Here is an 11,359-nt window from a genome sequence, read left to right as displayed (position 1 = left end):
CCATGACGACATCCACTCGCACGATGGACCGCCTGCTGTTCGGCGACAACCAGTTCTTCGGCGTCAACCACATGTCGGAAGAGAAGGCCCGCGCGCAGCAGATGCGGTTCCAGGACACCGAGGCGATCATGGGGGTGCTCGATGCCGCCTACGACGAGGGCGTGCACACGTTCATGTGCACCACCCACGATCGGATCGCGGAGGTGACCGATCATGTCCGGGCCCATCCCGATCGCTACGCAGACATGACCTTCTTCCCCTGCATGCCCTATGCGCACAAGTACGCGAACGCTGTGACGGAAGACGGCTTCCTCGGGGCGATCCGCAAGTTCCTCCCGGAGGAGGGACTGCTCGACAGCATCGCCCGCGGCACGTCCTCGCTCGCCCGCAAGGACATCGAGGGCGTCACCACGCTGCTCATCGACGCCGAGATGAAGATGTTCGAGGGGCTGAACACCCCCGTCATCTGGCTGCAGAACGTCGTCGTGGATCTGCTGTCGGGCCTGGGCTTCACCGACGCGTTCCGCATCTTCGCCGACCATGTGCGCAAGCGCTACAACGCCGAGCCCGGCTTCATCACCATGAACCTGCCGCGTCTGCTCGACGACCTCGACAAGGCGGGCGTCGAGAACCCGATCGTGTGCTCGAACATCAACAAGCTCGGCTTCCGCATGTCGGGCGGCGTCGACGCATACCGCGACGCGATGGAGAAGCGCCCGTTCCGCGCCGTCGCGATGTCGGTGTACGCGAGCGGGGCGATCCCCCCGCGCGAGGCCATCGAATGGGTGACCTCGCTGCCGAATCTCGAGTCGATCGTCTTCGGCGCATCGAGCCGCGCGAACATCGCGTCCACGGTGAGCCTCGTGGACGAGTACTGGCCGCAGCGCTGACATGACGAAGGGCGACCCGAACGCGGTCCTGATCGCCAACCCCGGCGCCGACCTGTACGGCTCCGATCGGATGGTGCTCGAAACCGTCCGATCACTCGTCGGGGCCGGCCGGAGAGTGGTCGTGACGGTGCCGCACGCGGGTCCTCTCGTGCCCCTGCTCGAGGGCGCCGGCGCGGAGGTCGTCGAATGCGCGACGCCGGTGGTGCGCAAGGGTCTTCTCAACCCCCGCGGACTGGTGGACCTGGTCGTCACATCGATCAGATCCGTCGGCCCCGGGCTCAGGCTGATCCGTCGGGTCGATCCCGGCGCGGTGATCGTCAACACGATCACTCCCCCGCTGTGGATTCTCCTGGGTCGTCTCAGCAGACGCCTGACGGTGTGCCACGTGCACGAAGGAGAAGGTTCCGTCGCCGGCATCGTGCGTCGCGCCCTCTATCTGCCCCTCGCGTTCACGCATCGCGTGATCGCGAACAGCGACTTCACGCGACGCGTCCTGGCTTCAGCCGCACCTCAGGTGCGCAACCGCACCGTGGTCGTGCACAACGCGGTCGCCGGCCCGGAGCAGGTCGTGCCTCCGCGCGTTCCGCTCGCCGCGCCGACCCGGCTGCTGTACGTCGGTCGCCTGTCGCACCGCAAGGGCGTGCATGTGGCGATCGATGCGCTCGACGCCCTCATCCGCGACGGTCGGGATGCCACCCTCGACGTCGTCGGCGCGGTCTTCCCCGGCAACGAGTCGTACCTCGACGAACTGCATGCCCAGGTCGAGCGCTGCGGTCTGGGCGATCGCGTGTCCTTCCTCGGCTTCAAGGCCTCGGTATGGGAAGACCTCGCGCGGACTGACATCTCCGTGATGACCTCGCTGGTCGACGAGACCTTCGGCAACACCGCCGTCGAGGCCGCGCTCGCCGCGCGCCCTGCGGTGGTGAGCGAGGTCGGCGGACTACCCGAAGCCGTCAGCGCGTCGAAGAGCGCGACGCTCGTGCCACCCGGTGACGCCCGGGCACTGGCGGCTGCGATCGCCGCGAAGATCGACGACTGGCCGGCCCAGGCGAAGCTCGCGGTGGCGGATTCGTCCGCGGTGGCCGAGGCGTTCTCGACCGCGCGGTACTCAGACGGCATCCTCGCCGCACTTCTTGACTGAAGGTCTGCCGAGGTCTGCCCACAGGACTCTTGTCCCCCTTCCGGTGGACATGATAGGATCGCGCTCACTGGGGATAGCGTCATTTGGGGATGACGCAAGCCGATCGACTCGTTCTGAACGGGTCGTCGTCGGCAACCCTGATTGGGGAATCTGGGGAATCGACAATCATGGTGATTGCGCGTACATGCATGTCCATCGCGGCCCTCGCGCTCTGCGTGAGTCTGGTCGCCTGCAGCGGCGGTGCCGAACCGCCGAGCGGAGCGGAACCGACGGCGACGACGTCGTCGACTCCTGCTCCTGATCCGACGGCGGGCTCGTCGCCATCAGCGAATTCAGGGTCGTCCGATCCGGATTCGCCGGTCGCGAAGATCGAACGCGCCGGGCAGTCGACCGCGCCGACCGTGAAGGCCGAACCAGCCGACACGTCGGGCGACGTGTCGTACAGCGACGGCGTCACGGTCCGCATCGACGACGTCTCGTTCGGCAAGGAGACGGCGCAGGGGCCGGGGAGCTTCCCTGACCGCGAGTACGCCCGCCTGACCATCACGATCGACAACGGCTCCTCCGATGCCATCGATCTCGGCACGTCCGTGCTCACCCTGCTCGACGCCGACGGCGCGACAGCCGTGCGCGTGTACGCGGCCGAAGCGGAGGTCACCGACTTCTCCGGCGTCCTCGCCGCAGGCGACAGCGCCACCGCCACCTACGCGTACGCCCTCCCTGCGGCTGCGCGCGACGCCGTCACCGTCGTCGTCGACTTCGACGGCGACCACTCATCCGCCGTCTTCCGCGGAGGGCTCGACTGATGTCCATCTCGAGCTCATCCGCGACCACCCGATCTGACCGCTTCTCGACCCGAGGAACCTCCATGACACGCACCGCCCGCGGAGCAGACCGTCTCCGCCGCGTGATCGCCGCACTCGCCGTCGCGGCGACGGCGCTGGCCACCATCGCCTTCGTCGCCCTTCCCGCGCAGTCGGCGAGCGCCGAGACGCCAGGCCAACCCGACACCGTCACCGCCGACGTCCTGCCCACCTGGCAGATCAACGGCGTCGTGTGGAGCCAGGTCGTCGCCGGGAACACGGTGTACGTCACGGGCAGCTTCACCAAGGCGCGTCCGCCGGGGGTCGCCGTCGGAGGTGCCGGTGAGATCGACGCCAACAACGTGTTCGCGTTCGACATCACCACGGGCAACCCCGTGCCGAACTTCAGCCATTCGTTCGACGGGCAGGGCCTCGTCGTCCGAGTCACCCCCGACGGCAAGACCGTGTACTTCGGCGGGGACTTCACCGCCGTCGACGGCCAGGCCCGCGCACACGTCGCGGCGTTCGACGTCGCCACGGGCGCGATGCTCGATTGGGCGCCTCGCACCGACGGACAGGTCAGAGGCTTCGCTTTCGCCGGCGACACCGTCTACGTCGGCGGCAACTTCCGCTCCAGCGGAGGGCAGCCGCGCAGCGAGCTGGCCGCCTGGAACACCACGACCAAGTCGCTCACATCCTGGGCCCCGTCGGCGGCAGGCGACGGGTTCGTCTGGGACATGGTGACGTCTCCCGATGCCTCTCGCATCATCATCGGCGGGTCTTTCACGACCCTCAACGGCGCATCCGCCTACGGCATGGCGTCGATCGACGCCGCGACCGGCACCCCCCTCCCGTGGGCGGCGACGGATCGGATCAAGACCGCCGGTCTCAACGGCGCGATCTCGAGCCTCAGCACCGACGGCACGCAGGTCTACGGCACAGGCTACGCGTTCGGTGCAGGAGCCTCGTTCGAGGGCACTTTCGCGGCCGACCCGTACACCGGGTCGATCAACTGGGTCAACGACTGCCTCGGCGACACCTACGGCAGCTTCCCGCAGGACGGTGTGCTCTACTCGGTCTCGCACAAGCACGACTGCAGCGTGGTCGGCGCCTTCGGCGACACGAACCCACGCTCGCGGTGGACGAAAGCTCTCGCCGAGAGCACCACGCCGTCCGGGGTCATCACCAAGAAGGACGCCTACGGGTGGGACTTCACCGGGCTCCCGTACACCGAGCAGCTGAACTGGTACCCCGACCTCGAGTTCGGCACCTACACCAGCTCTCGTCAGGCAGCATGGTCGGTCACAGGCAACGCGAACTACGTCGTCCTCGGCGGCGAGTTCCCGAAGGTCAACAACGTCGCCCAGCAGGGTCTCGTGCGATTCGGCAAGACCAACGTCTCACCTCATGCTGTCGGCCCGGTCTACAACGCGGGCCTCACTCCCGCCCCGTACTCGAACGAGTCCGGCGTGGTCAGGGTTCCCTTCACCAGCGTGTGGGACCGCGACAACGCGACGATCACGTATGACGTCTTCCGCAGCCCGTCCGTGAAGATCGCGACGATCACGCGCACCGACGGCCGTTTCTGGAACCTGCCGAACCTCAGCATCACCGACAGCGGCCAGACGCCGGGAGCCCAGGTGCGTTACCAGGTCAGGGCGAAGGATGCCGACGGCAACGTGCAATGGAGCGCCTGGTCGCCCTACGTGACGGTGTCGAGCACGCCGCCCGCGGCCTACCGTTCCGCCGTGCGCGCGAGCGGAGCCGATCACTACTGGCGCCTCGACGAGGCGACGGGCACCCGTCTCTACGACGACGTCGGAGATGCCCCGGGCACAGCGACCGGCCTCACTCTCGGATCGAGCGGCGCGATGCTCAACGATGCGAACGCCTCGATCACCTCGGCCGGCGGCAGCTCCCCCAAGATGACGACGCAGGACGTCAGCGCAGCGCCGTCCGCGGTGACGGTCGAGGCCTGGGTGAAGACCACCAACACGAGGGGTGGACGGATCGTCGGATTCGGCGACTCCGCGACGGGTACGTCGACCTCGGGCATCACCGACCGTGTGCTGTACCTCGACACCTCCGGGCGCGTGAACTTCGCGATCAATGACGGGTCGTACCGCACGATCTTCAGCCGCACGGCGGTGAACGACGGCAACTGGCACCACCTCGTGGGAACCGTGGGCAGTGAGGGCATGCAGCTCTTCGTCGACGGCAAGCGTGTGGACCGCGATCAGGCCCGCACATCGCCCAAGATCTACAACGGCTACTGGCGCATCGGCGCAGACCAGACGAACGGCTTCACCAACAAGCCGACCAACGCCGGTCTCGCCGGCACGATCGACGACGTGGCCGTGTACCCGTCGGCGCTGACGCCGACCGACATCCAGTCGCACTACCTGGCGAGCGGTCGCTCTGCAGCGTGGACGACGGCTCCGACGGATGTCTACGGCGCGGAGGTCTCGACCGACAAGCCCGACGTCTTCTGGCGTCTCAACGAAACCGCGGCGGGAACGATCGCGGACTCCGCGGCAGGCGGATCGACCGGCAACCTCGCCGGCACCGTGACCCGCGGGCAGACGCCCGCGATCGGGACAGGCACGGCGACGACCTTCAACGGCACGAGTGCCATCGTGGTCGCGCAGGAGGCGTGGACCGCGCCCACCACCTACAGCGCCGAGCTCTGGTTCAAGACGACGACCAACAAGGGCGGCACGCTGATCGGGTTCGGGAACACGACCAGCGGGTTGAGTGCCTCGTACGACCGTCACGTCATCATGCAGAGCGACGGCAAGCTGCAGTTCGGAAGCGGTCAGCCGCAGACGACGCTGGTGACCCCCTCGGCCTACAACGACGGCCAGTGGCACCACGTCGTGGCGACGCAGGGAGCTGACGGCATGAAGCTGTGGCTCGACACGCAGTTGGTCGGGAGCAACTCCATGGCGGGGTCCGAGAACTACCGCGGCTACTGGCGCATCGGTGGCGACAGGACCTGGGGCAGCACCTCGAGCAACTACATCGCCGGAACACTCGACGAGGTCGCCGTGTACTCCTCGGTGCTCTCCGAGCAGCGGGTACGGGATCACTTCGCCGCGAGCGGTCGCACCGTACCCGGACGCGCCCCGGTGGCTGCCTTCACCTCGGTGACCGACAAGCTGAAGATCGATGTCGACGCGAGCACCTCGACCGATGCCGACGGAGGCCCTCTGGCGTATGCATGGAACTTCGGAGACGGAACGGTCACGACCGGCGCGACGGCCTCGCACGTGTACACCGCGGGTGGCACGTACACGATCACGCTCAAGGTGACGGACAGCACCTCGCTGGTCAACACCCTCACGCGCTCGGTGACGGTCGCTCCGAACCAGGCACCCACGGCCGCGATCACCGCGACCACGGATCACCTCGATGTCTCGCTCGACGGTTCCACCTCGACCGACCCCGACGGAACGATCGCCTCGTACGCCTGGGACTTCGGAGACGGAGCCACGGGCACCGGAGCGACGGCGACGCACACGTACGCGTCGGCCGGCGAGTTCACCGTGACGCTCACCGTCACGGACGACAACGGCACCACCGCGACCGAGACGCGCACCGTCACCACGACGCTGGCGCCGAACCAGGACCCGACGGCCGCCTTCACCACGGCGGCGGATCAGCTCGCGGTGACCGCGGATGCCACGAGCTCGACGGATCCCGACGGAACCATCGCCTCGTACGCGTGGGAGTACGGCGACGGCGCGACCGGCACCGGCGCGACGACGTCGCACACCTACGCGGCTGCGGGGACGTATGCGGTGAAGCTCACCGTGACCGACAACCGGGGCGGCACCTCGTCGGTGACTCACGACGTCACCGTCGCTCCGAACCAGGCTCCGGTCGCGGCTTTCACCACTTCGGTGGCGAACCTGGCCGTGAGCGTGGACGGCACGGGCTCCACGGACGCGGACGGAACGGTCTCGGCATACGCGTGGGACTTCGGAGACGGCGGAACCGGTTCCGGGGCGACATCCACCCACACCTACGCAGCCGGGGGCACGTACACCGTGACCTTGACGGTGACGGACGATCGCGGGGCGACAGCCACCACGACGAAGTCGGTCGCTGTCGCGGCTCCCCAGGTCTGGGCGCAGGACGCCTTCACCAGGACCGGCACCAACGGCTGGGGCACCGCGACCATCACCGGCGGCGCGTGGACCATGTTCCCGAGCAGTGCGACGGCGCTCAGCAAGTTCGCCGTCAACGGCACGGGTGGCACGGTCACCCTGTCGCCCGGGAACAACTACTCGGCATCGCTCGCCGGCTCGACGCCGTCGACGAACACCGAGGAGCGGTTCACGGTGGCGTTCAACCAGCCTTCGACGGGCGGCGGATTCTACTTCTCCGCTCTCGGACGACAGATCGACAACGCCAACGACTACCGCGCGAAGTTCCGCGTGGCATCGAATGGCGTCGTGTCCCTCTGGCTGACGAAGACGATCGCGGGAGTCGAGACGGTCATCTCCTCGACGGCCGTTCCCGGGCTGACGATCACCACCGCCGATCAACTGAGCGTCAAGTTCCAGGTGACCGGCACGAACCCGACGACCCTCAAGGCCAAGGTCTGGCGCACCGCGACCACGGAACCGACGGCGTGGACTCTCACGACGACGGATGCCACGGCCTCGCTCCAGGTTCCCGGCTACGTGGGCGTGAACAGCTACCTGTCATCGAGTGCGACGGCTGTTCCGGTCGTCTACACCTACGACGACTTCTGGGCGGGCCCCGCGCAGTAGTAGTCAGCACGGACATGGAAGGGTCGAGGCGTTCACCGCCTCGGCCCTTCTGGGTCTCAGAGGGAGATCCCTGATGTCTCCTGGCCGCTGAAAGTGGAAGCCGGGAGCCTCTGAGCGCCGCACCCGGGCGGCTGACCCAGGCGGCTGACCCAGGCGGCTGACCCAGGCGGCTGACGAGGGCGGCTGACGAGGGCGGGCGGACAGGCTTCGAGCACACGCTCCCTGCATGGCAGACGCGCACACGTTGCCACTCGCCCGAGGACGCCTCCTCACGCCATCTGCCCGGCCCGAAGCTCCGGAGTCACCCCTCTCTTCTCACCGACCTCATCGGAGGGCGATGCAGACAGTGAGAGGCCCGGACGCGCATGCGCATCCGGGCCTCTCACCTAACCTGAATCCCGATCAGGGAAAACGTGCACCGATCGTCGGCGTCGTCGATCCGAGGATCGTCGCGACCAGCGCCGGAAGGCTCCGGGCCGATGCCGTGACCCCTGCCACAAGCCTGCCCGAAGCATCCGTCGCGGGGCGTCCCTCGACGGCCGTCGAGTTCGCGTCCTGGCCGGTGGTGCTGCGATAGGCGTCCCAGGTAGTGAAGACGTACGGGTTCACGTTGGCCGTGCCCCGTGACCAGATCACGAACCAGGACGGCGCCGAAGCACTGTTGCGCTGGATCACGTTGCCATCCGAGCCGATGTTGAGCTCGGCCGGGGTGAAGCGGTGCGTGTAGTCCTCGACGCACACCGTGCAGTTGCCGGCACTCTCGCCGATCACGTTGTTGCCGATCGAGATGTCGCGGATCAGCCACGGCATCGTCGAGTCGGGGAACGGACGTCGGGCGTTGTGCCCCGGTACGGACGCATCCGTCGAGCTGCGACTGTCCTGCACGATGTTGACGGCGCGGTCACCGCCGATGATCGTGTTGTTCCACAGGTTCACCCCGCCGGTGTTGTTGATCTTGACTCCGTTGCCCACGTTGCGCAGCACGAGGTTGTTGACGAAGTCGATCTTCTGCGACAGCTCGAGGAACGCACCGGCGCCCTTGTTCTCGATGAGGTCCGAACCGGTGATGCGCACGTCGTACACCGACTGATCGAGCCACAGCCCGGGTCCGTCGTTGCGCAGCAGCGCCGAATCGGTCACGGTGACACCGCGCGACTTGGCGATCTTCACGCCACCCGAGACGGGCGACGTGTTGAAGTGCTCCGCATTGTTCTCGACTGCGAGAAGGTCGTCGATCACGAGCGCATCCGCGTAGTTGGCGCCGAGCCCCATGAGACCGTTGCGCGCCAGAGTCACATCGCGAACCGTCGCGTTCGAGGCGCCGACGAAAAGTCCGGTCGAGGCGGTGTCGTAGATGACCACGTTCTCGATCGTCGCCTTCGGTGCCTCGACGGTCACCGCACCCATCATCCACACGGATGTCGCATAGTTGCGGACGCCGATCCCCCGGATCACCGCACCCTCACCGCGGAGCGAGAGCGCCTTGGTCAGAGTGGAGGTCTGGACGGAGTGCCCCGTCGGGTCGCTGCCGAGGTAGAGGCGGTCGTTCGCGACATCCGTGAAGAACGTTCCCGCCTTCAGGCCGGCAAGCGTCGACACCTCGACCTGCGGGACACCGTCGATCCAGACCTGCTCCGGGTGGGCCGCCATCGGATGCTCGGCATTCAGCCAGCGCCATCCGGCGGCCGTGCCGTCTGCCTCACCCTTGGTGAAGGACGGCGTCGAGTCGAAGTCGTACTTCCAGTCGGGACTGAACCAGCTGCCGCCGGACGCCTGCCAGTTCTTGAGCGTCGACGCGCCGTCGAACCAGACCGCTTCGCCGGGGTACGACTGGATCGTGATCTTCTTGCCCGCAGGGATCACGACGGACTCGTGATAGGTCCCGGCGCGGAGCACGAGAGTCGAGCCGGATGCTGCGCGGTCGACCGCGGACTGCACCGTGGCGAATGGAGCCGCCGATGTTCCCGTTCCGGTCGTCGCTCCCCCGGCACTGACGAACAGCGCACCCGAAGGAACCGCATAGCTGGTGGTCCCGACGAGCGCAGAACCCGCCGAGGTGCGTGCACCGGTCACGTTCCACGCGGGCGCCCCACCTGCAGGCGGAGCGGTGGGCACCGTCGGAGCGGTGGGCACCGTCGGAGTGGTCGGGACGGTCGGAGTCGTCGGGACGGTCGGAGTCGTCGGGACGGTCGGAGTCGTCGGGACGGTCGGAGTCGTCGGCGGAGCCACCTCTTCCGGCGACGTCACCCGAAGATCGTCGAACAGCACCGGAAGCGCCGGTGTGCTCCGCGAGACGTAGAGCCGCACACCTGTGCGCCCATCCGCTGAGAGACGCTTCGTCGATCGATCCGACACCGAGAGCTTCCACGTCGTGGGTGAGGCGCCGACAGCGCTCACCCGCGCATCGATGGTGACCTTGTCCGTGCCCACGAGGCGGGTCTCGAGCACGAAGGGGACCCCGGCCTTGACGCGGAGCTCGGGAACCCAGGTGTAGCCGAGCGTCGTCTGCACGCCGGCGTTGACGCGGAGCGTCTCGAGGAGCACCACGCCCTTCGGGTCGACGCGAACCTGCGTCTGGTAGAAACCGTCGGTCGTCAGCCGCGACTGCAGACTCATGTAGACGCCCGAGCCGGACTTCGGCAGGGCCGGGAGTGTGAACTCCGTCGACTGCGTGGAATCGCCGACGGACAGGCCCACCGGACGCGCGGTCACAGTGGCCCCGGGGGCTGCGGCGCTCAGCTTCGCCGAGCCGTTCGCGACGGAGACGGACGTGGCCGGAGACGCGTCGTAGGTGACGCCGTCAGCGGAGGCGCCGAGGCCCGCGGCGACAGTGCGGTCCATGGAGTCCTGGATCAGGACTTCGTCGGTCGCATCCGCCGCAGCGGGTGCCACAACGGCGAACGGGAGTAACAGTGCGGATAAGGATGCGATCAGGGGGAGGGTACGTTTACGCATGAGGGGGAGGCTCTCCGATGTGCTTCTCGTCACTGCAGGGTCGGGTAGGCAGCGTCGACATCCGACTTCGGTGGCGGATGATGATAGACCATATCCTGAATCTCCTGGGCAGTTCCTGAGGATTTGCTGATATCGATTGGATAACTGTCAGCGATCGGTCGGCCTTCCGGTCAGCCGAGCGCAGACATCTTCCGGAACCATATGGCGAGCGCGGCACCCAGGTACAGCGCCGCGGCGAGGGCGAGAAGGCTATATACCAGCATGAATGCGGGCGGCCACCCCCACAGCACGAAGGCGAAGCAGAGGACTCCGTAGTCGGTCGGAAGACCGAGGAGGGAACGGCCGAGCGAGAACCCGCCGGACTCCGCCGCCTGCGGCACACCCCGCTTGCCCTTGAGGAGATCGTTCAGGATCATTCCGAAGAACGTGACCGTCGAGATGACGGCGAACCCGAGCGGCACCAGGAGCCAGAGATCCGACGGCAGCGGGAAGAACCGATACCAGCCGATCGTCACAGCGAGTGGAAGTGCGACCAGCTTCGTCGAGTCGAGCACGTGGTCGAGCCATTCGCCGGCGAGGGATCCGCCGCCGCGCAGACGAGCCACCTGGCCGTCCGCGCTGTCCCACGCGTAACCGATCGCGAGCAGCAGCCAGACGACGATGCCGAGGACGATCGACGGAGGCACCGTCGCCAGCAGGACGATCCCCGTGAAGGTGAATGCCGCGCTGATCAGGGACACCTGGTTCGGCACGAGGCCGACCGTGTACGCCCCCGCCGCGATCACGCGCCCG

6 protein-coding genes are annotated in these 11,359 nt (G+C 67.5%); 4 read left to right on the top strand and 2 right to left on the bottom strand.

Annotated features, from left to right (window positions below; all coding sequences use genetic code 11):
• Window positions 1–2: 2 nt before the first annotated feature.
• The 4 genes from ASF63_RS13645 to ASF63_RS13630 all read left to right on the top strand — a co-directional run bounded on the left by ASF63_RS13645 (window position 3) and on the right by ASF63_RS13630 (window position 7,612).
• Window positions 3–890: a hypothetical protein gene (locus ASF63_RS13645; RefSeq protein ID WP_235560801.1), complete on the top strand. Its 888-nt coding sequence runs from the start codon at window positions 3–5 to the stop codon at window positions 888–890.
• A gap of 1 nt (window position 891) precedes the next feature.
• Window positions 892–2,031 carry a glycosyltransferase family 4 protein gene (locus ASF63_RS13640; protein WP_056515056.1) on the top strand — a complete coding sequence of 380 codons (1,140 nt, stop codon included), beginning with the start codon at window positions 892–894 and terminating at the stop codon, window positions 2,029–2,031.
• A gap of 188 nt (window positions 2,032–2,219) precedes the next feature.
• On the top strand, window positions 2,220–2,837 hold the full coding sequence (locus tag ASF63_RS13635; RefSeq protein WP_056515053.1) for a DUF4352 domain-containing protein: 618 nt from the start codon (window positions 2,220–2,222) through the stop codon (window positions 2,835–2,837).
• Between the two features lie 62 nt (window positions 2,838–2,899).
• The gene (locus tag ASF63_RS13630) at window positions 2,900–7,612 is read left to right on the top strand and encodes a PKD domain-containing protein (RefSeq protein WP_162238888.1); all 4,713 of its coding nucleotides are present in this window, start codon (window positions 2,900–2,902) and stop codon (window positions 7,610–7,612) included.
• A gap of 402 nt (window positions 7,613–8,014) precedes the next feature.
• On the opposite strand, the gene ASF63_RS13625 is transcribed toward ASF63_RS13630, so the two are convergent.
• Together ASF63_RS13625 and ASF63_RS13620 are read right to left on the bottom strand one after the other, a co-directional pair.
• On the bottom strand, window positions 8,015–10,567 hold the full coding sequence (locus tag ASF63_RS13625; RefSeq protein ID WP_157534356.1) for a right-handed parallel beta-helix repeat-containing protein: 2,553 nt from the start codon (window positions 10,565–10,567) through the stop codon (window positions 8,015–8,017).
• Between the two features lie 170 nt (window positions 10,568–10,737).
• A complete protein-coding gene (locus ASF63_RS13620) occupies window positions 10,738–11,352 on the bottom strand; it encodes a CDP-alcohol phosphatidyltransferase family protein (protein WP_235560800.1) in 615 nt (204 codons plus the stop codon).
• Window positions 11,353–11,359 lie beyond the last annotated feature (7 nt).

The organism is Microbacterium sp. Leaf320, from assembly GCF_001423485.1.
In the GTDB taxonomy this organism is placed as follows: domain Bacteria; phylum Actinomycetota; class Actinomycetes; order Actinomycetales; family Microbacteriaceae; genus Microbacterium.
This window is presented reverse-complemented; position numbering and strand designations above follow the sequence as displayed.